Source organism: Paenibacillus tritici (assembly GCF_018207515.1).
Classification (GTDB): domain Bacteria; phylum Bacillota; class Bacilli; order Paenibacillales; family Paenibacillaceae; genus Paenibacillus_AQ; species Paenibacillus_AQ tritici.
In genome coordinates this window covers 7050361-7073332 of sequence record NZ_CP073365.1, presented here as the reverse complement: position 1 = coordinate 7073332, position 22972 = coordinate 7050361, and the positions used below count along the sequence as shown (strand labels likewise).

The following is a 22972-nucleotide window of genomic DNA, read 5'->3' as shown; positions in this document are numbered from 1 at the left end:
ATTATTGCTTAATTCTCCTTACGATAAATACCGCCAGTCTTCTGTGCAGACGTCTACACCTGCCCAATTAGTAATTATGCTGTATGATGGGGCAATTCGATTTATTCGGGCTGGACTAGATGGAATGAAAAAAAATGATTTCGAAAAAACAAATACAAATCTTGGAAAAGCACAGACGATTGTTAGTGAGTTGATGAGTACGCTTGATCATAGTTACGAGGTGTCTGAAGGACTCTATTCACTCTATGAATATACAAGCTTTCTGCTTATAGAGGCGAACATCCGAAAAGATGCTGAAAAGGCTGAGGAAGCGGTTGGATACTTGACAGAACTTCGGGAGACATGGTTACAAGCTTCCAAAATAGTTGCAGGGCAGGGACAGACCCCGCTGTCACCTGAAGGCGCCCATGGATGAGTTGATTAATCAACTAGAGTGTTTAACAAAAAATATCTCAGGTCAGCTACCTGAATCTACCTACGAAGAACTCGAAGCCTTCGTAGAACAACGCCAGAAGCTTGTCGAAGCCATTGGGGAAGAAGTCGAAAATTGTCAGATGACCCCTGCACAAAAAGAGATATTACGTCGAATTCTGGAGCAAGATCCGGCCATCATGGCACGAATGAATGCCCATCGCCTCGAAGCCCAAGACTTCCTCCAGAAACGCGGTCAAGCCAAAATCCAACGCAACGCATACGAGACGGCGTATACTCCGGACAGCTTCCTAATGGACCGGAAAAAATAACGGAAAAAATAATAGATTCTCCCTGTTTCAGCCGGGGAGCAGGCGGGTATTTTTAAATCGTCTGCTCCTTTTTTTGTACCTTATCTCACCGAATCTGGCTTTTTCTGAGGTTAATTAGGGTATGGTAAAATATTGCATGTAACCATTTACTATTCCAATTGACAATAGAGAAGCAGCGGTGGTATAGTCGAATTGTGAGCAAGACTCACGTTCATCTGATGACGAAGGGAATGTTTAGTCAATGGAAGGTAAAGTTAAATGGTTTAACGCAGAAAAAGGTTATGGTTTCATCGAAACTGCCGATGGTGGCGACGTATTCGTACACTTCTCCGCGATTCAAACTGACGGTTTCAAGACATTGGATGAAGGTCAATCCGTAGAGTTCGATATCGTTGAAGGCGCACGCGGACCACAAGCAGCTAACGTCATCAAATTATAATCATCCGGCGAAGCCGACCTACATATATGGTAGATGGTTAGCAATTGAGACAACGCTAGCGGTAGACCCTGGGGATATTCCCTGGGGTCTTTTTTATGTGTTTGAAGGTGCACAGAATCGAGAGAAGCAACCCTCCAGAGCATTCAAAGCAGAGCGCATTTTACGAGGTTATTTTACATTATATTCATAAATATTCTTCAAATTTGGAATAAAAGATAACTTATTTGGACATTTTGTAAAATTTAGTTTGGAAAAGTGTTTATCATCTCCAAAATATGGGTAATGAGAACCGTTGGGCTTTTTTCTTGCCTAGTTTGCACTCTCATTATTAGCTTAGGCGTATGCTTCCGAAAGAGCTTTTGTAAGAAGACATGCAGTGAAGCCTATGCCCATCAAAATCACAGGAGGATGAACAAAAGAATGAAGAAATTGTGGCGTGGCCTTACGGCCGGAGTACTGGGTATTTCAATGCTGCTAGGATCACTGGGAAGTGTATCCGCAGCGCCTGCCCCCAAGGATATTCAAGGACACTGGGCGCAGAAGCAACTGCAGAGCTGGCTGGATAAAGGATACCTGGGCGGTTATCCTGACGGAACGGTGAAGCCGAATAAGGCGATTACCCGTGGTGAATATGTGGCATTGATCAATCGCCTGTTCGGGTTCACCGACACGGCTTCCATTAGCTTCACCGATGTGAAGAAATCAAACTGGGTATATAGCGAAGTTTCCAAGGCTGTGAAGGCTGGTTACATTGGCGGGTATGAGAATAATACCTTCCGGGCCAATAATCCGCTCACCCGGCAGGAAGCAGCAGTTATTGCTGCCAAGGTGCTTAAGCTGAGTACAAGCTCTACTCCACTTAAGTTCAAGGACAATGCCCAGATCTCAGCATGGGCCAAAGCTGCAGTAGCATCAGCGGCTGGCAAGAAGATCATCAACGGTTATCCTGACGGAACGTTCGGGCCGAAGAAATCGCTTACCCGTGCTGAAGCAGTCGGAATTATCAGCAACTCGGTTATGCATAAGCCGGGTACTGGTGGTGGAGTAACCCCAATGCCAACACCTACAACAACCCCTGCTCCTACAGCAACTCCAGTGCCAACTACTAGCCCAACAGCTACTCCTGTTCCTGGCGGTAGTGGTGGTGGAGGTACTGGCGGCGGCGGTGGCGGAGGCGGAGGCGGCAGCGTGACCTTGCCTTCCGTTAGCAATGTAACCTACGGTCATGTGGGTTCGGTTACCGCAGATGTATATGTTACGCCATCTGTAACGGGAGCTGTGTATTATGTAGTTGCTCCTTACAGCATGAACGTAACAGCACCAACTGCAGCGCAAGTGAAAGACGGAATGGCTGCGGCAGGAACAACAGTCGTTCATTCCGGCAAAACAGCCGTAACTGCTAATACAACCGTTGCTTTCTCTGTATATGGTCTGAGTGCAGGTACTGAGTATACTGTATATGTTGCTCTGGCTGATAATTCAGGCAATTGGTCGGGCGTAACACCGCTTCGCTTGAAGACAGCAGCAGGCACTGCCACATCGCTTACACAGGTTGGAGTAACTAGCATAGGAACGGTATCAGCAGAAGTCTATGCAGCTTACGGGCAGATGGCCGCACCAGTAACACCGCTGAAATATGTGGTAGTCAAAGCAACTGAAGCTGACCCAACCGCACTGCAGATTGCTAACGGGCAGAATAGTGCTGGCGCTCAGTTAACAGGAACTTGGGCTGGATCAACTTCTACACTGGCTCCTATGGCAAAACACAGTTTTATGCTGAACGGACTGAGTGCCGATACAGCGTACAAAGTCTTCTTCGTTTCTGGTACTGGCGGCAGCTTGTCGCCTGTAGAGATTCTGCGTATTCATACTGCTAAATAACCAGGATATATGAATACAGGACATCATTCCTGCTGCAGGATTGCAATCATTCATAATTCTGGCTGCAACGTGAGATAATACAGCAGCCGTACATGGGTCCGGCTAGGGCGACATCATGCTCTAGCCGGACCTGTTTATTGTAAGGCGAGGTCTATGACATCTTTTGTTAGCTAAATGTAAAGGCTGTCATGATTTGTTTTTTACTTAGCTCTGACAATTTGTTATAATGAAAAGGTAAACAAAGGAGGAGTGCCCCATGCAATTCAGCATTCGAGGTCAACAAATTGAAGTGACCGACGCTTTGAGAGACTATGTTGATAAGAAGCTCAGCAGACTTGAGAAGTATTTCGATGCACCCCCTACCTCTGAAGGATATGTGACGCTTGGCGTCGTTCGCGGCCTTCATACGGTGGAAGTTACAATCCCTCTGGCCGGTGTGACGCTTCGTGCCGAAGACCGCAGCGATGATATGTATGCATCCATCGATGCCGTAGTGGACAAGCTGGAACGTCAGATCCGCAAGCACAAGACTAAGCTTAATCGCAAGTTCCGTCAGGAAGGCAGTCTGAAGACCTTGTTCGTAGAAGGTTCGGCTAGTGCCGTTGCTGTTGAAGATCAGGAACAGGATTACGATGATCTTGAGGTTGTGCGGAACAAACGGTTCACCTTGAAGCCTATGGATGTGGAAGAAGCGATTCTGCAAATGAACATGATTGGTCATACGTTCTTCGTGTTCTCCAACATTGATACTTCTGAAGTAAGCGTTGTTTACAAACGTGATGACGGCAAGTATGGTCTGATCGAACAAGATTAACTCTAGCGGACCGGGAATTGCTGGAATAAGGAAGGGCTTCGGTTCAGCCTAACGTGGACAATTAGACGAGTCCCTATTCGCCTGAAGCGAATAGGGCTCTTGTGCGTATATATAGAAGTTTCGTTAAAATGTCATCTTCTCTCCTTATATAAGAGGATTATACAGAATAAGGTTAGGGCAGCTTGTATTGCGGCATCTCTTACAAACTGTTACAATTTATGAAGCAGCGGAATCGAAATCATATATGGCCCTTTCAATTTGTTGAGCATGGGCTCGGTTCCACCATCTGTGTTGCATGAAAGGGGTTAACCATGCTAGGACTTGTGAAGAAAATATTTGGCGACGTTAATGAACGGGATGTTAAACGTCTTATGAAGACGGTCGAAGTAATCAATGGTCTAGAGCCGGATTTCGTATCGCTTACGGATGAAGAGCTGCAGGCTAAGACAGTAGAGTTCCGTGCCCGTCTTGAGAAGGGCGAAACCCTGGAAGAGATTCTTCCTGAGGCATTTGCAACCGTACGCGAAGCATCCAAACGGACGCTGGGCATGCGGCATTTTGACGTTCAGTTAGTTGGAGGTATGGCGCTGCATGAAGGCCGGATCTCCGAGATGAAGACCGGGGAAGGCAAGACACTGGTGGGTACTTTGCCGGTGTATCTGAATGCACTCTTGGGTAAAGGCGTGCATGTCGTAACCGTAAATGATTATCTGGCTCAGCGCGACAGTGCGCAAATGGGACAAATCTATAACTTTCTGGGCATGACCGTTGGCGTCAACCTCAACGGTATGGACCATAATGATAAACAAGCGGCGTATGCCTGCGATATTACGTATGGAACGAACAATGAATTTGGTTTTGACTATCTGCGTGACAACATGGTTCTCTATAAGGAACAGATGGTACAGCGCCCGCTGTATTTCTGTATTATTGACGAAGTCGATTCCATCCTTATAGATGAAGCGCGTACACCTCTGATCATCTCCGGCCAGGCTGAGAAATCGACAGAGCTGTATTACGCAGCAGACCGTTTCGTGAAGAAGCTGACGGCCGAAGAAGACTACACCGTCGATATTAAGGTGAAGTCGGTTGCGTTGACCGAGAAGGGCGTGGCTACGGCTGAGCGTGCTTTTGGAATAGAGAATCTGTATGACCACAGCCATGTAACCCTGAACCATCATATTGTACAGGCTTTGAAGGCGAACGCTATTATGCGCCGGGATGTCGATTATGTGGTTAACGAAGACGAGGTTATGATCGTCGATGAGTTCACCGGCCGTCTGATGCAGGGACGCCGTTACAGCGATGGGCTGCACCAGGCTATTGAAGCGAAGGAAGAGATTGAGGTCCAGAATGAGAGTATGACGCTGGCTACAATCACCTTCCAGAACTACTTCCGGATGTACCGTAAGCTGGGCGGGATGACGGGTACTGCGAAGACGGAAGAAGAGGAATTCAAGAAGATTTATGGTCTTGAGGTTCTTCAGGTTCCTACGAATAAGCCGAATCAGCGTATTGACATGCCGGATGTGGTCTACAAAAGCGAAAACGGCAAGTTCAACGCTGTAGTTGAGGAAATTGTGGAACGCCACAAAAAGAATCAGCCGGTGCTTGTAGGTACGGTATCCATTGAGAATTCCGAACGGGTATCGGAAATGCTGAAGCGCAAGGGTGTAAGACACCAGGTGCTGAATGCGAAGCATCATGCGGCAGAAGCCGAAATTATCTCTTTTGCCGGTCAGCCGGGAACAGTAACGATCGCCACGAATATGGCCGGACGCGGTACGGATATCGTACTGGGTGAGGGTGTAACTGATGTTGGCGGTCTGCATATTATTGGTACGGAACGCCATGAATCGCGCCGTATTGATAACCAGCTTCGCGGACGCGCCGGACGCCAGGGCGACCCGGGTTCAACACAGTTCTATCTGTCCCTCGGGGATGAGCTGATGAAGCGTTTCGGCGCGGACAACGTGCTGAACATGATGGACCGTCTTGGATTCGAGGAAGATCAGCCGATTGAGAGCCGCATGATTACCAAAGCGGTTGAATCTGCCCAGAAGCGGGTAGAAGGCAACAACTTCGATATCCGCAAAGTCGTATTGCAATATGATGACGTCATGAACCAGCAGCGTGAGATTATCTACAAGCAGCGCCGCGAGATTCTGGAGTCTGACAATATCAAAGACATCGTAGTGGAAATGATCAAGCCGGTCATCGACCGTATTGTTAATGCCCACTGCAGTGACGATATCCCGGAGAACTGGGAGCTGCAAGAGGTTGCGGATTATGTGAACAGCAAGCTTTTGGAAGAGAATGAGCTGACCCGCGATGATCTGTGGGGCAAAGAAGTAGATGAAATGATCGAATTCATCTTCGCCCGTGTACTTGAGAAGTATGCTGCACGTGAAGAGCGTCTTGGCTCCGAACTGGTACGTGAATTCGAGAAGGTCATTGTACTTCGTTCCGTAGACAGCAAATGGATGGATCATATTGATGCTATGGATCAGCTTCGTCAAGGGATTCACCTCCGTGCATACGGCGGTACTGATCCGCTGCGCGAATACCAATTCGAGGGCTTCGAGATGTTCAACGCTATGACGGCGAACATTCAGGAAGAAGTAGCGACCTACATTATGAAGGCGCACATCGAGACGAATCAGGAACGGCAATCGGTAGTGGAGGAAGATAAGATCTCTACCAATGCAGAGCCTGCGGAGAAACGTCCGGTGCATGTGGAATCTACTGTCGGCCGTAACGATCCATGCCCATGCGGCAGCGGCAAGAAATATAAGAACTGTCACGGCCAGGTGTAAGAGAAACAAAGTTACGGCTGAGTCTGAGAGGTTAAGTAACCCGCTGGAACAGCGCGATCTAGGAGTTCAAGACCGGTTCTGTTAGTGCACGGTGAAATAATGAGCAGGCGTGAAGCTGCGAATACCTTTCACCATACCGCACTTCCGGTTAGGTTCACCGGCACTTAGGTTATAATGACAATACAAAGCGGCTGGGCCCGGGGGACTCCCCGTTTGCGGCCCGGCTGCTTTTTTGGATGTTTGCTGGAAGAGGGCCGCCGCTTCAAAGGAAGCGGATGGAATTGTTCTTTAGAACTGCAATTGAGGTGGAAGTGACGGAGGGGAAGTTTGGAACTGTAGGAGCGTCAGCGTCCGCCTTTAGGATTGAATTTCTACTGCGATGAGCAGTTTAAATAAGGAAATTCAATCCTAACAGCGGCCGGAAGTCCAAACATTTCCCGCAGTTACGGCGTACACCGACAGGCATTTCTTAAGAGCGGTGAAGCAGCGATCAGAAGCTGCGTCGCCTATCCGCCAAACATCCAAACCGGCAGCCCGGCGCAATATTCAATTATGAAAGGTGATGTGATCCAAGTGATCGATCCTAATGTGAAGCAGGACCTGCGTGAAATAGGCAAGAAACTAACTAATCTTAGGGGGTCACTTTGACTTAGACCTGAAGCTGGAGATTATAGCGAACTTCGAAGAGAAGATGGCGGCTCCCGGGTTCTGGGATGATTCCGAGAAGGCGCAGAGCGTGATCGGCGAGATGAATGCCGTGAAGTCGGTGGTTGACCAATACGAGAAGCTGCAGCAGGATTATGACGATGCGGCCATGATGGCGGAGCTGGCGGATGAAGAAGGCGATGACGCGCTGGCCGCTGAGATTGCCGGAACGATCCGCAGCGTCAGCGGCAGGGTAGATGAGTTCGAGCTGCAGCTGCTGCTCAATCAGCCGTACGATAAGCTGAATGCGATCCTGGAGCTGCATCCCGGTGCAGGCGGCACGGAATCCCAGGACTGGGGCCAGATGCTGCTGCGTATGTATACACGCTGGGCGGAGAAGCGGGGCTTCAAGGTAGATGTGCTTGATTATTTGCCGGGCGACGAGGCAGGGATCAAGAGTGTAACGCTGCTGATTAAAGGGTACAATGTGTACGGATACCTGAAGGCGGAGAAGGGGGTTCACCGGCTGGTGCGGATTTCACCTTTTGACTCCTCAGGCAGACGGCATACCTCCTTCGTATCCTGCGATGTAGTACCGGAGATAGCGGATGACGTTGAGGTGGATATCCGCACAGAGGATCTGAAGATTGATACGTACCGGGCCAGCGGCGCGGGCGGTCAGCACATCAATACTACAGACTCGGCGGTGCGGATTACGCATATGCCAACCGGAGTCGTGGTAACGTGTCAGAATGAGCGTTCACAGATCAAGAACCGGGAACAGGCGATGAAGATGCTGCGTTCCAAGCTCTATGAGCGCAAAATCCAGGAGCAGCAGGCCCATCTCGACGAGATCCGCGGCGAGCAATCGGAGATTGCCTGGGGCAGCCAGATTCGCTCTTATGTATTCCATCCCTACAGCATGGTGAAGGATCACCGCACCGCTGTGGAGACAGGCAACGTTGGAGCGGTGATGGACGGCGATCTGGACGGGTTCATTGACGGGTATCTGCGCAGCCAGATTAAGACGGAAACTGAATAAACGTAATCCTATTCCTACGCGTCTTCGGAGGTGTAGGGATTTTTGTCTGAACATAAAGGAGTCCGGCCAACCATGCAAAAAATCAATTCACGCAACAAACCTCCGCTCATTCCCTTGAACGGGCCGCTGCGGCATACGGTGGATATTGCGCTTATTCTGATCGGCTCGCTGATCACAGGGCTGGCGTTCAACCTGTTCTTCCTCCCGAATCAGATTGCTTCCGGCGGGGTGTCGGGGTTGTCGGTACTGGCGGAGGAGTGGTTTGGGGCGGAGCCGGCTTTTACCCAGTGGGCGCTTAATATTCCGCTCTTCATTCTCGGTGTCGTGTTCCTCGGCAAACAGTATGGTATCCGCTCTCTCTTAGGGAGCTTTGTGCTGCCGCTGTTCATCTTCCTGACGAAGGATGGACCTGTGCCGACAGAGAATCCGCTGCTGGCTTCGATCTATGGAGGGATTGGGGTAGGGCTCGGCCTGGGCCTCGTCTTCCGGGGGCGCGGCTCCACAGGCGGACTGACCATAGCAGCGCAGATTATTCAAAAACTCACCGGCTTCAGCTTCTCGCTGTCCGTCGTGCTGCTGGATGGTACGGTGATCACGCTGGCGGCCTTCGTGCTGGGGATGGAGCAGGCGATGTATGCACTGATCGGGCTGTTCGTCACCGGCAGGGTGATTAACGCGCTGGAGGTGGGCTTCAGCACCACGAAGGTGGCGTATATCATCTCTGATGATACGGAGGAGATCTCACAGGCGATTCTGAATGATCTGGACCGCGGCCTGACCAAGTTGAATGCGCAAGGCGGTTATACCGGTGACAACCGTACGGTGCTGATGGTCGTCGTCGGCCAGAATGAAATTACGAGGCTGAAGGCGATTGTCCGCTCGGTAGACCCGGGTGCCTTTGTGATTATAACCGAGGCCCATGAAGTGCTGGGCGAAGGGTTCAAAAGAGAAGCGTAGACTCCCTGCCGGGGGTTCTGCGCTTTTTCTTTTTGCGGGAGAGGGACTGAATAAAGTTAACGTAACATGTTGTATTTATATTAATTCGGTCGTATAATAATACATATTTGCAGGACGGTTATTCATGGGCGATAATGGTAGAAATGAGAAACGGGAAGCAGGGATGACAATGACAGGCAAGCTGAGAGCGGCGATTGTCGGATCAACGGGATATGGGGGCGTGGAGCTGATCAGGCTCTTGCAGGGCCACCCTGATATAGAGATAACTTCGGTCATCTCCTCTTCGAGTGCTGGTGCGCCGATTGAGGAAGGTTTTCCGCATCTGACAGGGATCGTGCAGCGTAAGCTGGATGGTGTAGATGCAGCGGAGATTGCCAGTAGGGCGGATGTCGTATTCACGGCTACCCCTTCGGGAGTGAGCGCGAAGCTGGTGCCCGGGCTGCTGGATGCAGGACTCAAGGTTGTCGATCTGTCCGGGGATTTCCGGCTGAAGGATGGCGCAGAGTATGAGCAGTGGTATAAGCATCCGGCTCCTCCTGAAGCTTATCTGCAGCAGGCAGTATACGGCTTATGTGAGGTGTACGGCGAACGTGCGGCGGGAGTGGAGTTCATCTCGAACCCGGGTTGTTATCCGACAGCTACGCTGCTGGGGCTGATTCCGGCGCTGGCGGCGGGCTGGATCAAACCGGACAGCATCATCATTGATGCGAAATCCGGGGTGTCCGGGGCCGGGCGGGGAACGAGCCTGATGGTGCATTTTGCCGAGATCAATGAGAACTTCAAAGCCTACAAAATCAACAAACATCAGCATATTCCGGAAATTGAGCAGGTGCTGACCGATATTGCCGGGGAGAAAGTCACCGTAACCTTCACTACCCATCTGGTGCCGATGAACCGGGGGATTATGACGACAATGTATGCCGGGCTGACTGGTGAACACAGCGAACAGGAACTCGTAGATTTATACCGTAAGTATTATGCAGGCAGACCTTATGTGCGGGTGCGCGAGCCCGGAGTAATTCCGGCGACGAAGGAAGTCAGCGGATCGAACTACTGCGATATCGGCTTCGCGACAGACGCACGTACCGGACGGGTCACCATTGTGTCGGTTATCGACAATATCGTAAAAGGCGCGGCAGGGCAGGCGATTCAGAACCTGAATTTGATGATGGGATGGGAGGAAACCCGTGGTCTTGGTTACACACCAGTGTATCCATAACAAGCTGCGGTCAAACACACACATGAGCGAGAAACAATTATATACCATTGTTGAGGGCGGCAGCATTACTGCACCCAAGGGCTTCACTTCCGGAGGCCTGCACTGCGGTCTCAAAAAAACAGAGCGAAATGACCTTGCCGCGATTCTCTGCGAGGTGCCGGCGACGGCTGCTGCGGTGTATACGACGAATGTTTTTCAGGCGGCTCCGCTGAAGGTGACACGGGAGAGTCTGGCGGACGGAACGCTGCAGGCGGTAATCGTGAACAGCGGCAATGCCAATGCCTGTACTGGCGATCAGGGGGAGGCGGATGCGTACGAGATGCGCGCTGCCACTGCCCGCCAGTTGGGCGTGAATGAGCTGGATGTGGCGGTGGCTTCAACCGGAGTAATCGGCGAGCTGCTGAAGATGGACTGTGTACGCAGCGGGATTGCCGGACTGCCGGAGAAGCTGGACGGCGGAGCTTTCGGTGCGGAGGAATTCAGCCAGGCGATTCTGACAACGGATCTGGTGAAAAAGGAAAGCTGCGTCAAAGTATCAGTAGGCGGGACTGAGGTTATCATTGCCGGTGCAGCGAAGGGTTCCGGGATGATCCACCCGAATATGGCGACGATGCTGGGGTTCATGACCACGGATGTGGTCATTGATGGCGAAGATCTGCTCAGCCTGCTGCGCGGCGCGACCAACACTACTTTTAATATGATTACCGTGGACGGCGATACCAGCACGAATGATATGCTGATTGCTATGGCGAGCGGTCTGGCCGGGAATGAGAAGCTGACGCGGCTGCATCCGGACTGGGAGGCTTTTGCCGCGGCGTTCACGCATGTGTGCCGGAGTCTGGCGATGGCGATTGCCCGGGATGGGGAAGGCGCGACGAAGCTGATTGAGGTTCAGGTTAGCGGCGCAGTGCATGATGATGCAGCGGCAGCCATTGCCAAGACCGTGGTCGGCTCCAGTCTGGTGAAATCGGCGATCTTCGGTGCAGATGCCAACTGGGGGCGGATTATCGCTGCCGTAGGGCGCGCAGGAGTTCCGGTCTCGCCGGAACGGGTAGATATTCAGCTGGGTGAGATCGAGGTGCTGCGCGGGTCACGTCCGGTGGCTTTTGATGAGGAGAAGGCTCTGCATTATTTGCAAAAGAGCGACACGGTGCTGATCACAGTAACGTTAGCAGACGGCAGCGGCAGCGCTACTGCCTGGGGCTGCGACCTCACCTATGATTATGTGCGGATTAATGCGGCTTACCGTACGTAGCTGTAAGGGATGGAGATTAGCAAAAAGCGAGAAGGATCGGAGGGGGATTTTGGAACTGAAGGAGCGGTAGCGACCGCCTTTGTCACCGGATTTCCACCGCGAAGAGCGGGTTAATTCATGAAATCTGGGGACAACAGCGGCCGGAAGTCCAAATATCCACCGTAGTGACGACTGAGCTTTTGCGTTAGGCTCTTAAGTTCAATATAGGGAGGTAACTGAGAGATGTCGTTGGATTCTATAGAGAAGCAGCCGGGCGGTGGCCTGTTCGTGATGAAATGCGGCGGGAGTACGCTGGCTGCGCTGCCGGATTCGTTCTTCGAGGATCTGCGGGAGCTGCAGCTCAGCGGGAACCAGCCTGTCATCGTCCATGGCGGCGGCCCGGCGATCTCCGGCAATCTGGAGAAGCTCGGCATTGAGAGCAGCTTCGTGAACGGCTTGCGGGTGACGACGGAAGAGGTGCTTGATGTAGTCGAGATGACCTTGTCCGGCAGCATCAACAAGGCGATTGTCCGCCGGATTCAGGCCAGCGGGGGACAGGCGCTCGGCTTGTCGGGCGTGGACGGCAACCTGATCATGGCGCGTCCTGTAGCCAATCATAACGAAGTCGGTCTGGTAGGTGAAGTGACCGGGGTCCAAGCGGAGATTGTGACGGGTATCCTCGCAATGGGCTATATTCCGGTCATTGCACCGGTCGGAGTGGACGCTGAAGGCCAGCGGTATAACATCAACGCAGATACCGCTGCCGGAGCGGTGGCTTCCTATATAGGCTCGCCGAGTATGATCGTGGTTACGGATGTGCCGGGAATTATGCGGACGGTGGACGGGGAGAAGGTTGTTCTTCCGTCCGTGACCGTGGCACAGATTGAAGAGCTGATTGCAGGCGGCGAAATCTACGGCGGGATGATTCCCAAAGTGCGCGCAGCCATGGACTGCATTCAGGGCAAGGTGTCAGAGGTTATCATTGTAGACGGCAAGGAGCCACGTGTACTCAGCCGGGTGCTGCGCGGGGAGCAGCTGGGGACACGGATTGTAAGGTCTTAGAATGCAATTGGCAGGAACCAGAGCATGGTTAAGCTATATAGATTGAACTCTAAACTTAAGTTAAGGGAAAAGTGGCGAAGGGGAATTTTGGAACTGGAGGAGCTGTAGCGACCGCCTTTGTCTGCGGATTTCAACCGTTAAAAACGGTATAATTCATGAAATCTGTAGACAACAGTGGCCGGAAGTCCAAAACTTCTCTGGAGTCACGGCCAATCCCAAAACATCAAAAGCATTAGTTCAATCTATATAATGCAAGTAAATTAGACGCGCTGGCGGGAATCCGGCAGCAGCATGGTGGGAGAGTGACTAAGAATGAGTGAGCTTACGCAGACAGAACAAGATTCTTTGACAGGGGCGCCGCAGGGACGTTCAGCCGAAACGCAGGAACAGGGGGCTGCTCCAGCTCCGGCCAAGCTGAGTGCGATATTCCCGTCTTATGCCAGATATGATCTCAGTCTGGTCAAGGGCAAAGGCAGCTGGGTATGGGACGATCAGGGTAACAAGTACCTGGACTTCATGTGCGGGCTGGCCGTAACCAGTCTGGGTCATGCCCCGGAGAAGGTCGGCGAGAAGCTGAAGGCGCAGATTGATACGCTGTGGCATGTCTCGAACCTGTTCCACATTCCGGGTCAGGAGCGGGTGGCTGCGCTGCTTACTGAGAATAGCTGTGCGGATCAGGTCTTCTTCTGCAACAGCGGAGCGGAAGCGAATGAAGCGGCCATCAAGCTGGCGCGCCGGTATCACCAGAAGGTGAAGGGGGCGGACCGTTATGAAGTCATCACGTTCGAGCAGTCCTTCCACGGACGCACATTGGCTACGCTGACAGCAACCGGACAGGCGAAGGTAAAAGAAGGCTTCCTGCCGCTTCCGGCAGGCTTCAAGACCGTTCCTCTTCATGATCTGGAGGCGCTGAAGGCAGCGATTACCGAGCATACAGCGGCGATCATGCTGGAGATGGTGCTGGCTGAGGGCGGCGTCCTTGAGGTGCAGCAGGAATTCCTGGATGCAGTAGTGGCGCTGTGCAAGGAACACGGATTACTGCTCATCGTGGACGAAGTCCAGACGGGGATGGGACGGACGGGTAAGCTGTTCGCCCATCAGCATTACGGCATTGAGCCGGATATCTTCACTTTGGCCAAAGGCGTAGCCAGCGGGTTCCCCGCAGGCGTCATGCTGGGCAAGGGTTACCTGCGCGAGGCGTTCAGCCCGGGCAGCCATGCCAGCACCTTCGGCGGCACACCGCTGTCCGCAGCGGTGATGGAAGCGACGATTGAGACGATGCTGGAAGATAAGCTGCCGGAGCGGGCTGCGGAGATGGGGGACTACTTAAGCGGATTGCTCAGAGAGAAGCTGGCGGATACCCCATTTGTGAAGGAGATTCGCGGCAAAGGCCTGCTGATCGGCATTGAATGCAAGGAGCCGGTAGCGGAGATCGTGCTCGCCGGACAGAAGCGCGGACTGCTGTTCGTTCAGGCGGGACCGAATGTCATCCGGCTGCTGCCTAATCTATATGTAACTACCGCTGAAATTGATCAGGCGGTGGACATCCTTTCGGAACTAATTCATACTTATGCTAATACAGCAAACGGGGAGGTAAGTTCATGAGTCAGGGGACAACAGGCGTTACAGAGATGATTGCCGCACAGCTCAAAGGCCGTGATCTACTCGAGCTGAACGATTACAGCCCGGAGGAAATCACGTATTTGATTGACCTGGCGATTGAACTGAAGCGTAAGCAGAAGAACGGTGAGGTCTACCAGCCGCTGCTGGGCAAGACGATCGGCCTTATTTTTGAGAAATCCTCTACCCGTACACGGGTGTCATTTGAAGTAGGCATGTATCAGCTTGGCGGTCATGCGCTGTTCCTCAGCAAAAATGACATCCAGCTCGGACGCGGCGAGACGGTTGGTGATACGGCCCAGGTCATGTCGCGTTACCTGGACGGTATCATGATCCGTACGTTCGGCCATGATAAAGTGGAAGATTTGGCCCGTTATGCCTCGATTCCTGTAATCAACGGCCTTAGCGATCTGGCGCATCCCTGCCAGGTGCTGGCGGATTACCAGACCGTCTACGAGCACAAGGGCAAGCTGAAGGGCCTGAAGCTGGCGTATATCGGCGACGGCAACAATATGGCGCATTCCCTGCTGATCGGCGGCGCCAAGCTGGGCGTACATGTCTCTATTGCCGGACCGGAGGGCTATGGGCCGGACGAGGCTGTAGTGGCCGAGGCACGCGAGATCGCCAAGGAGACAGGCTCGGTCATCACGATTACCCGCAGCCCGCAGGAGGCGGTCCAGGACGCTGATGTGATCTATACGGATGTATGGGCGAGCATGGGCTTCGAGGCCGAGCAGCTGGCGCGTGAAGCGGCGTTCAAGGACTATCAGGTCAATGAGGAGCTTGTGAAGGGTGCGAAGAGCGATTATCTGTTCCTGCACTGCCTGCCGGCCCACCGTGAGGAAGAGGTCAGCACCGGCGTGATCGACGGCCCGAACTCTGTGATTTTCGATCAGGCAGAGAACCGTCTTCATGCGCAGAAGGCGCTTATGGCGGCTTTGATGGGCTAGAGGTAGGTGGAGCCTAGCAGAGCATCAGGAGCACAGAAATGAGTTCATTCCATGAATGCGGTAAGGTATGAAGTTACGTTGTAAGCGGACATTCAGAGGTAAGTGTATTCTGTACAACTAAAAACAGTGAAACGAAGGGTTGTCCTCTTCTAACTGTATTCTGTACAACTATATCTGCCCGAAGGGGCGAGAATCCAGGTATAGGGGCATTTTAATTGCACGAAATACAGCTAAACGCACATTCTGCGTTATATCAGACGATTTAGTTGTACAGAGTACAATTAAGCCTACCACCTGCACCTTAATCGGGGCACGCCTAACCCTCAGGAAGCGAGGAGTTAAAGTAATTTAATTGTATATACAACACACATATATAAGATCAACGGGAACTTAAGTAAGAGGGTTTAGAAGGAACGAAGGGGAATTTTGGAACTGTAGGAGCGTCAGCGTCCGCCTTTGTCTGCGGATTTCAACCGCGATCAGCGGCTATAAATCAAGAAATCTGTAGACAACAGCGGCCGGAAGTCCAAATATTCTCTGTAGTGACGCCCAAAACCCGTTTATGATGTTGCAGTTTATCTTATAACCTCCCACACCGAAAGGAAGCTAAACCCCCATGGCAAAAGAAAAAATAGTACTCGCCTATTCCGGCGGGCTGGATACCTCAGTCATTCTGAAATGGCTGAAAGAAACGTATGATGCGGAGATTATTGCTTTTACAGCCGATATCGGTCAAAAGGAAGAGCTGGATGGCCTGGAGGAGAAAGCCCTCGCCACCGGCGCGTCCAAAGTCTACATTGATGACCTGCGCGACGAATTCGCGAATGACTTCATCTATCCGATGTTCCAGTCAGGCGCCTTGTATGAGGGACAATATCTGCTCGGAACAAGCATTGCCCGTCCGCTGATCGCCAAGCGTATGGTGGATATCGCCATCGCTGAAGGCGCTACAGCCATTGCCCACGGAGCTACCGGCAAAGGTAACGACCAGGTGCGCTTTGAACTGAATGCGGCTGCGTTGTCGCCTAGCATCAAGGTCATCGCACCTTGGCGTCTGGAAGAGTTCCGCAACCAGTTCCCGGGCCGCGCCGAGATGATCGCTTATGCTGAAGCCAACGGTATCCCCGTGCAGGCTTCCGCAGCCAAGCCGTATTCGATGGACCGCAACCTGCTGCACATCAGCTATGAGAGCGGCGTGCTGGAAGATCCATGGTTCGATCCAAGCGCACCGGAGAACAAAGAAATGTTCCTGCTGTCGAATGCCCCGGAGGATGCGCCGGACGAAGCCGAGTATCTGGAGCTGGACTTCCTGAAGGGCGACTGCGTGGCGCTGAACGGCGAGCCGTTATCCCCGCTGCAAGTCATGGAGAAGCTGAATGAGCTTGGCGGCAAGCATGGGATCGGACGCGTGGATATGGTGGAGAACCGTTTTGTCGGCATGAAGAGCCGCGGCGTGTATGAAACACCGGGCGGCACGATTCTGTTCACTGCTCACCGCAAAATGGAGTCGATCACCATGGACCGTGAAGTGATGAATCTGCGCGACAGCCTGATCACCCGTTACAGCACGCTAGTGTATAACGGCTTCTGGTTCGCACCTGAACGGATTGCGATGCAGGCTCTGGTGAAGGAGAGCCAGAAGAACGTAACCGGTACCGTACGCGTGAAGCTGTACAAAGGCAACATCATTGGCGCCGGAGTGAAGAGTCCGGTCAGCCTGTACAATCCGGATATCGCCACCATGGAGGCAGACCCTACCCAAGCCTATGATCAGGGCGATGCGACCGGCTTCATCCGTCTGAATGCCTTGCGTCTGAAGGTGTCGGCGGGCGTAGCAGAGTCTAACAAGTAGCAGAAGGTGGCCGCTCGGCGGCATTTTATAGAATCAGACACAATAGAAGCGGATAGAAGCAGGCCGTTCCTCCCATACGGACAGGGGCGGCCCTTCTAACGTCAACCGAGGAGGAACAACAGGTGAGCAAGCTGTGGGGCGGACGTTTTACCAAAGGGACCAACAAGCTGGTGGAGGAGTATACGGCTTCCATCGAATTCGATAAAGTGCTGGCGGAAGAGGATGTGCAGGGCAGTCTGGCCCATGTCACGATGCTGGGCAAATGCGGCATTCTGCCGCAGGATGATGTGGAGACGATCAAGAACGGACTGACCAAGGTGCTGGAGAAGGTGCGGGCGGGTGAGATTGTGTTCTCCGTAGCCGATGAAGATATCCACATGAATATTGAAAAGAACCTGATCGAAGAGATCGGTCCGGTCGGCGGCAAGCTGCACACGGGCCGCAGCCGTAACGATCAGGTGGCTACAGATATGCACCTGTACTTGCGTAACCGTGTGGTGGAACTCGTAGCGCTGCTGCATGATCTGCAGGATGCGCTGATCCAGCAGGCCAAAGACAATGTAGAGACCATTGTGCCGGGTTATACCCACCTCCAGCGGGCACAGCCGATCCTGTTCGCGCATCATCTGCTAGCGTATGTGTCGATGTTCCGCCGCGATGCGGAGCGCCTGACCGACAGCTACAAGCGGATTAATGTGCTGCCGCTGGGTGCAGGGGCGCTGGCGGGAACCACGTTCCCGATTGACCGCCACTTCGTGGCTGAGCAGCTTGGCTTCGATAGCGTCTATGAGAACAGCCTGGATGCGGTCAGCGACCGGGACTTCATCGTGGAGTTCCTGGCGAATGCAGCCCTGGTCATGACTCACCTGTCCCGGCTCAGCGAGGAGCTGGTGCTGTGGAGCAGCACGGAATTCAGCTTCGTGGAGCTGGACGATGCCTTCTGCACCGGCAGCAGCATCATGCCGCAGAAGAAGAACCCGGATGTGCCAGAGCTGGTACGCGGCAAAACAGGCCGTGTCTACGGCAACCTGATCGGACTCCTGACCGTACTGAAGTCGCTGCCGCTGGCCTATAACAAGGATATGCAGGAAGATAAGGAAGGCATGTTCGATACAGTAGCTACTCTTACCGGAGCGCTCCAACTGTTCGCGCCGATGATCTCCACTATGAAGGTGAACAAAGCGCGGATGCGCGAAGCGGTGAACACCGACTTCTCCAACGCGACCGATATCGCAGACTTCCTGGTGGGCAAGGGCTTGCCGTTCCGCCAGGCGCATGAAGTGATCGGCAAGACTGTATTGTACTGTATCAACGAAGGTAAATTCCTGCTGGATCTGACGCTGGAGGAATTCAAGCAGTTCTCGCCGCTGTTCGACGATCAGATCTATGCGGTTCTCCAGCCCGAGGCTGTTGTGAACGCCCGTAATGTATACGGAGGCACAGCTACAGTCCAGGTACAGGCCGCCATTGAACGGGCCGAGGCCGCCCTGCTGGCCGCTGGTGAATGGGTGAAGCAGCATGGGAATGCTGCGGAGTAATACAGAATAAGAGCCGCCAACTCTGGCAGCGGATATAGAAGATAAACCAAAGACTGTCCACTTGCATCGGTTAGATGCGGTAGGACAGTCTTTTTTTGTCAAACGATGGGATTATATACTTCACTTAATAGATAAAGGGGTTACTTGAATTACCCGTATCCGCTTACAATCAGGAGCACTCTACTTGCTTAGCGGCAGCCATTTCAGCACATCCTGGATCTTGGTGTCCCAATACCCCCACTCATGCTGGCCCGGCCCCTCCTCATAAGTTAGAGACAGCTTGGTCTTGGCGCAGGCCTTACGGAAGACCTGATTGTCCTCATAGAGGAAATCCTCGGTGCCACAGCACTGATAGAGAAGCGGCTTCGGCCCCTTGGAGCGGTTAACCTCCTGAAGCAGCCACAGCAGGTCTTCTGGAGTGCCTGTAATGTCCTTGTCTCCAAAAACCTGCAGATAATCCTTGGATTTCTGCGCTGAATCTTCAAAGTTCAAGTAATTATGCGCCATATCGAGTGCTCCCGACAGACTCGCCGCTGCAGCCCAGTTCTCAGGCTTGCGCAGCCCCAGCTTCATCGCCCCATAACCGCCCATCGACAGCCCCGCTACGAAGTTATCCTCACGTTTTGGAGACAGGGGGAAGAAGGAACGAGCCAGCGCCGGTAATTCCTCACTGATAAACGTCCAATACTGCCCGCCTGCCGCCATATCGGTGTAGAAGCTGCGGTGTACCTGCGGCATAACCACGGCGATTCCCATCTCCGCCACATAACGCTCAATCGAAGTCCGGCGGAGCCAGATCGAATCATCATCAGACAAGCCGTGCAGCAAGTACAACGTTGGGTGAAGCTTCCCCCTGGATACGTTGCTCATTCCAATCTGCGTGGTAGTCTGCTGCGGCAGAATTACAGTCATCGAAGTACTGAGTCCCAGCACCTCCGAATAGAACTTGCATTCAATCAAAGCCATTGTACATATCCCCTTTCTGCCCAAATGATAGCACAGCCCCAACCGGAGATAAATTGTAGATTTCTCTAGTTTTATTATCATCAAGCATTGCTGGTCCCCGAGAGGAAAGAATATAATGGGAGTAGGTAGAAAGATTCAGAGAAACAGAGAATAAGCAGGACTCTAGACACAGATGCGATCCAAGCAGCGAGGGAGCGAAGCCTGTATTCTGCTGCATGGGACCGCTCAACGATGGAATCTAATAGAGTATAGGGAGCGAACACAATGTCCTGGAAAGACCAATGGAACCGAAGCCGGGAGCGGGGCCAGGAAGCAGGCTTCACCTTGATTGAGGTGCTGGCCGCCATCGTTATTTTATCCATAGTATCCCTGGTCCTGACCTCCTACTTCACCAACGCCCTCTCCTATTCGAAATCCAACCAGAACAAGACGATCATGGTCAATCTGGCACGGAACGCGCTGTTTTATATGGAGAAGCAGGATTTCGAAGCGATGGGCCGATATTTCAATGTAGACGATACCAGTCCGAAGGCGCATCCTAAAATTGAAGCCGCCCAGTGTAATGCTGTGGTCTGTAATTACAAAACGGTATTTATCAATGGAGAGGTGCTGCCTGAAGTGCTGAATCCTTTTATCAACAATATTGAATATGAGGTGAACATAACCTACCAGGCAGATCTGCATGAGGAGATGCTCCTGGACACACGCAAGAAGGGGATGGCTCCTTATCTGATTCCTATAAAGGTAGAGGTCACTGGACCGGGCGGTCCTAATGCGAATACAGTCAGCACGGTAGTGGAGGGGTATATTGCCGATGAGAAAATACGTTGACCGTCTAAGGTCACAGCAGGGCTTTACACTGATTGAGCTTATCGCTGCCATAACCTTATTTTCAATGATTGTGGGTATCATTTCTATGGTTACTATGTTCGGATTCCGCAGCTACCACAAGATCACCATTGAAAATTCGCTCAGAGACGAGGCAGACCTCATTATGTCTTCGATCATAAACGAGTTATACATATTTGCTCCGGAACGGGTAGAGCTAACAAGCAGTAGTGATGGGATTTTGCTAAAAAAGAGAAAAAGTGATACCGACCTTACCCAAGAAGTGGTTAAGATCGCCTTCACTCAGGGGAAACTGGTCATTGGTGCTGAAACGGATGCTCCCTCCAATGACTCCCGGACAGCGGTGAAATCTGATCTGACCGGCTCGTTCATTTCTTCAGCAACACCTGACGGAAGGTTCTGCACAAGTGCTTCGCCTTGCGATAGCGGACTAATTGAAATTACGCTCGAACTGGCACAGGCGTATGATGGCAGGGATTACACGATGGAAATGAAGAGTAAATTCGGATTTTAGGAGGAAGCAGCCCATGCCTGGAGCTGGACCATCAATACGCCATGAGAGAGTTGAGAATTGGAAGGGCTTCGCCGGACGCTTACGGGAAGAACGGGGTTCTGCCCTGGTGCTGGTTATGTTTATTGTGCTGCTCCTGACCATTCTGGGATTGAGTGTGCTTACGGCTGCCGTTGGAGGCGCACAGCGTACAGAGACGCGTAAGAATGATGTGCAGAGTCTGCATTTGGCGGAGAAGACACTGGATGAGGCTGTGGCTTATATAACGGCTGGGTTGAATAAAACCATCCAGGACAATGTTGTAGTCAGCCAGACGGAACTGGAGAAGGCCATTGAACTTTTTCTGAAGAATCTACAAGATGATCAGAATATACTACATGCTAGCACTAATTTATTACAGTCAGATGGGGGGAAAGCGTTAGGCGTGATTACAAGTGTCGACTACGAGAATAATAATGATCCTACGAGTAGTCTTCCTGTCAGCTATCTCAGCTATCGCTTGACGTTGAACTCCCAGGCTGAGGTTAATGGGGTTGTCCGAAATTTATCGCAGGTAATGGTTATTGATACTTTTCTTGATTTTCTCAATTACACGTTGGGTTCTGAGCGTAACCTGACGATAAACGGTTCTCCATACATTAAGGGGAATATATACGCTGGGGACAATTTAACGATCAGTGATACTGCTAACTACTCCTATAGAGGAGTAGATCATACATTTTACTCCAAGTTATTTCAGCTAGAAGGAGAGGCGCATGTCCAATCACTGCAGAAGTTAATCTATCAGGACCGGTTCTTGGGTAAGCTGTCTGCGGATAGAATAACCCCGACTACTGATATGACGGGGAAAATTCCGTCAGATAAAGTGAAGATCAAGAACCACCGCAGTTTTGTAGAAGTGGATGTCGTTTCTTCTTTTGCAGATAAGGTGGCAGAAGCAGCGGGTGGTCTTGCCTTACGCTCAGAAATTATTAACAATGTGCAGAATGGAACTTTAGGCGAATATCTGATTAGTACCTATGGTGCAATATTTGATCATCCGGAGATTCTACCTCCGAAGCCTGATCCGGCTGATACTACAGAAGCCGGCTTGGAAGCCCAAGAGGCTTATGATGAAATAGTGAAACAACTAACCAAGCCAAGCAGATCTCTTGTTTACGAAGGGGATTTAACCTTGGATGGTATTGAACTCGCTGGAATTCAATATGCGAATAAGGATACCAACTGGTACATCATTGATGGTAATCTGAAGATCGACAATTCTGGACGCCCCACGCCTGTGCAAGTAAAAGCGAATATTCTCGTCACGGGAAAAGTGGAAATTAGAGGAAATGTTGAATTCGATTCAACGATCTTTGCTTTGCAGCAGGCATCGTTGACAGGAGCTGAAGAGGAGTACACCACTATTGTAGAAGATGCTTCAATTCAGGGGTTGAATGATAAAGAGCTTGTTCTAATTTCGCAGGGTCCTATTTTAATCAATCGCTTGGCTGCCTTTACCAATGCTTCGTTGGCTAAGCCGTTGGAGGCCTTCTTTTATACGGATTCAGATGCGCTGTTGTACGGTGTGGGTTCTGTTTTTTCTTTAAGCGGAGGTTTTTTTGCCAAAGGGAATTTGACGATTAACGCTGTTCGCGGTGCAGCGACAGATAAGGATGGAAACTTCTTGGTTAGCCAGGATGATAGCCAGATCCGATTCAACGCTTCCTATAACAATAGGGTGTTCACCGATCAGAAAGCGGGATTGCCTCGTGTTCAATCCATTAATATCAGTGTAGAGGAGCTTCAACTGAAATAGGAAATAACCCCCGGTTCACATCTGCTGGATGCTGGC

General features: G+C 51.7%; 19 protein-coding genes. 18 read left to right on the top strand and 1 reads right to left on the bottom strand.

Annotation, left to right across the window (positions count from 1 at the left end):
- Positions 1–4: 4 nt before the first annotated feature.
- The 15 genes from fliS (at position 5) to argH (ending at position 18812) form a co-directional block, all read left to right on the top strand.
- Entirely contained in the window at positions 5–415 is a 411-nt protein-coding gene (gene fliS / locus KDC22_RS30445) for a flagellar export chaperone FliS (RefSeq protein WP_211724250.1), read from the top strand.
- Positions 408–743 carry a flagellar protein FliT gene (locus KDC22_RS30440; protein ID WP_211721340.1) on the top strand — a complete coding sequence of 112 codons (336 nt, stop codon included), beginning with the start codon at positions 408–410 and terminating at the stop codon, positions 741–743. Before fliS ends, KDC22_RS30440 begins: the two co-directional genes overlap by 8 nt.
- Positions 744–984: 241 nt before the next feature.
- Positions 985–1182, top strand: coding sequence for a cold shock domain-containing protein (locus KDC22_RS30435; RefSeq protein WP_019915069.1), 198 nt, complete (start codon positions 985–987; stop codon positions 1180–1182).
- A gap of 420 nt (positions 1183–1602) precedes the next feature.
- Positions 1603–3063, top strand: coding sequence for an S-layer homology domain-containing protein (locus KDC22_RS30430; protein WP_211721339.1), 1461 nt, complete (start codon positions 1603–1605; stop codon positions 3061–3063).
- Between the two features lie 256 nt (positions 3064–3319).
- On the top strand, positions 3320–3877 hold the full coding sequence (gene hpf / locus KDC22_RS30425; RefSeq protein ID WP_173136177.1) for a ribosome hibernation-promoting factor, HPF/YfiA family: 558 nt from the start codon (positions 3320–3322) through the stop codon (positions 3875–3877).
- Positions 3878–4188: 311 nt separating this feature from the next.
- Positions 4189–6693 (top strand): preprotein translocase subunit SecA, encoded by a 2505-nt coding sequence (gene secA / locus KDC22_RS30420; protein WP_173136179.1) that lies wholly within the window; start codon positions 4189–4191, stop codon positions 6691–6693.
- Between the two features lie 552 nt (positions 6694–7245).
- Positions 7246–8380, top strand: a protein-coding gene (gene prfB / locus KDC22_RS30415; protein ID WP_246553115.1) for a peptide chain release factor 2 whose coding sequence is annotated in 2 segments (ribosomal slippage) — positions 7246–7338 and positions 7340–8380 — 1134 coding nt in all. Because the reading frame shifts where the segments join, the coding sequence is not laid out codon by codon here.
- Between the two features lie 72 nt (positions 8381–8452).
- Positions 8453–9337 carry a YitT family protein gene (locus KDC22_RS30410; RefSeq protein ID WP_173136181.1) on the top strand — a complete coding sequence of 295 codons (885 nt, stop codon included), beginning with the start codon at positions 8453–8455 and terminating at the stop codon, positions 9335–9337.
- 169 nt (positions 9338–9506) lie between these two features.
- Positions 9507–10556, top strand: coding sequence for an N-acetyl-gamma-glutamyl-phosphate reductase (gene argC / locus KDC22_RS30405; protein ID WP_211724248.1), 1050 nt, complete (start codon positions 9507–9509; stop codon positions 10554–10556).
- A 22-nt stretch (positions 10557–10578) separates the two neighbouring features.
- Positions 10579–11811, top strand: a complete 1233-nt coding sequence (gene argJ, locus KDC22_RS30400) for a bifunctional ornithine acetyltransferase/N-acetylglutamate synthase (protein WP_211724247.1) — start codon at positions 10579–10581, stop codon at positions 11809–11811.
- A gap of 222 nt (positions 11812–12033) precedes the next feature.
- On the top strand, positions 12034–12852 hold the full coding sequence (gene argB, locus KDC22_RS30395; protein WP_211721338.1) for an acetylglutamate kinase: 819 nt from the start codon (positions 12034–12036) through the stop codon (positions 12850–12852).
- Between the two features lie 312 nt (positions 12853–13164).
- Complete coding sequence (locus KDC22_RS30390; RefSeq protein ID WP_211721337.1) at positions 13165–14457, top strand: aspartate aminotransferase family protein; 1293 nt, start codon at positions 13165–13167, stop codon at positions 14455–14457.
- The gene (gene argF, locus KDC22_RS30385) at positions 14454–15422 is read left to right on the top strand and encodes an ornithine carbamoyltransferase (protein ID WP_211721336.1); all 969 of its coding nucleotides are present in this window, start codon (positions 14454–14456) and stop codon (positions 15420–15422) included. The genes KDC22_RS30390 and argF overlap by 4 nt, the downstream gene beginning before the upstream one ends.
- 616 nt (positions 15423–16038) lie before the next feature.
- Positions 16039–17274: an argininosuccinate synthase gene (locus KDC22_RS30380; protein WP_173136190.1), complete on the top strand. Its 1236-nt coding sequence runs from the start codon at positions 16039–16041 to the stop codon at positions 17272–17274.
- 122 nt (positions 17275–17396) lie between these two features.
- Complete coding sequence (gene argH, locus KDC22_RS30375; protein WP_211721335.1) at positions 17397–18812, top strand: argininosuccinate lyase; 1416 nt, start codon at positions 17397–17399, stop codon at positions 18810–18812.
- A 180-nt stretch (positions 18813–18992) separates the two neighbouring features.
- Here argH and KDC22_RS30370 read toward each other — a convergent pair whose 3' ends face one another.
- Positions 18993–19778: an alpha/beta hydrolase gene (locus KDC22_RS30370; RefSeq protein ID WP_173136194.1), complete on the bottom strand. Its 786-nt coding sequence runs from the start codon at positions 19776–19778 to the stop codon at positions 18993–18995.
- A gap of 264 nt (positions 19779–20042) precedes the next feature.
- Between KDC22_RS30370 and KDC22_RS30365 the strand changes: the two genes are divergently transcribed.
- From KDC22_RS30365 to KDC22_RS30355, 3 genes are read left to right on the top strand one after another with little or no spacing between them, the layout of a single operon-like run.
- Positions 20043–20609: a type IV pilus modification PilV family protein gene (locus KDC22_RS30365; protein WP_211721334.1), complete on the top strand. Its 567-nt coding sequence runs from the start codon at positions 20043–20045 to the stop codon at positions 20607–20609.
- Positions 20593–21141 carry a type II secretion system protein gene (locus tag KDC22_RS30360; RefSeq protein ID WP_211721333.1) on the top strand — a complete coding sequence of 183 codons (549 nt, stop codon included), beginning with the start codon at positions 20593–20595 and terminating at the stop codon, positions 21139–21141. Before KDC22_RS30365 ends, KDC22_RS30360 begins: the two co-directional genes overlap by 17 nt.
- A gap of 13 nt (positions 21142–21154) precedes the next feature.
- Positions 21155–22936 (top strand): hypothetical protein, encoded by a 1782-nt coding sequence (locus KDC22_RS30355; protein WP_211721332.1) that lies wholly within the window; start codon positions 21155–21157, stop codon positions 22934–22936.
- The last annotated feature ends 36 nt before the right edge of the window (positions 22937–22972 follow it).

Bases quoted from the DNA above. Each gene is read 5' to 3' on its own strand.
- KDC22_RS30435 (WP_019915069.1), top strand. From the start codon at position 985: ATGGAAGGTAAAGTTAAATGGTTTAACGCAGAAAAAGGTTATGGTTTC.
- argC (WP_211724248.1), top strand. From the start codon at position 9,507: ATGACAGGCAAGCTGAGAGCGGCGATTGTCGGATCAACGGGATATGGG.
- argB (WP_211721338.1), top strand. From the start codon at position 12,034: ATGTCGTTGGATTCTATAGAGAAGCAGCCGGGCGGTGGCCTGTTCGTG.
- KDC22_RS30360 (WP_211721333.1), top strand. From the start codon at position 20,593: ATGAGAAAATACGTTGACCGTCTAAGGTCACAGCAGGGCTTTACACTG.
- KDC22_RS30430 (WP_211721339.1), top strand. From the start codon at position 1,603: ATGAAGAAATTGTGGCGTGGCCTTACGGCCGGAGTACTGGGTATTTCA.
- KDC22_RS30410 (WP_173136181.1), top strand. From the start codon at position 8,453: ATGCAAAAAATCAATTCACGCAACAAACCTCCGCTCATTCCCTTGAAC.
- KDC22_RS30440 (WP_211721340.1), top strand. From the start codon at position 408: ATGGATGAGTTGATTAATCAACTAGAGTGTTTAACAAAAAATATCTCA.
- secA (WP_173136179.1), top strand. From the start codon at position 4,189: ATGCTAGGACTTGTGAAGAAAATATTTGGCGACGTTAATGAACGGGAT.
- KDC22_RS30370 (WP_173136194.1), bottom strand. From the start codon at position 19,778: ATGGCTTTGATTGAATGCAAGTTCTATTCGGAGGTGCTGGGACTCAGT.
- argJ (WP_211724247.1), top strand. From the start codon at position 10,579: ATGAGCGAGAAACAATTATATACCATTGTTGAGGGCGGCAGCATTACT.
- KDC22_RS30380 (WP_173136190.1), top strand. From the start codon at position 16,039: ATGGCAAAAGAAAAAATAGTACTCGCCTATTCCGGCGGGCTGGATACC.
- argF (WP_211721336.1), top strand. From the start codon at position 14,454: ATGAGTCAGGGGACAACAGGCGTTACAGAGATGATTGCCGCACAGCTC.
- KDC22_RS30390 (WP_211721337.1), top strand. From the start codon at position 13,165: ATGAGTGAGCTTACGCAGACAGAACAAGATTCTTTGACAGGGGCGCCG.
- hpf (WP_173136177.1), top strand. From the start codon at position 3,320: ATGCAATTCAGCATTCGAGGTCAACAAATTGAAGTGACCGACGCTTTG.
- KDC22_RS30355 (WP_211721332.1), top strand. From the start codon at position 21,155: ATGCCTGGAGCTGGACCATCAATACGCCATGAGAGAGTTGAGAATTGG.
- KDC22_RS30365 (WP_211721334.1), top strand. From the start codon at position 20,043: ATGTCCTGGAAAGACCAATGGAACCGAAGCCGGGAGCGGGGCCAGGAA.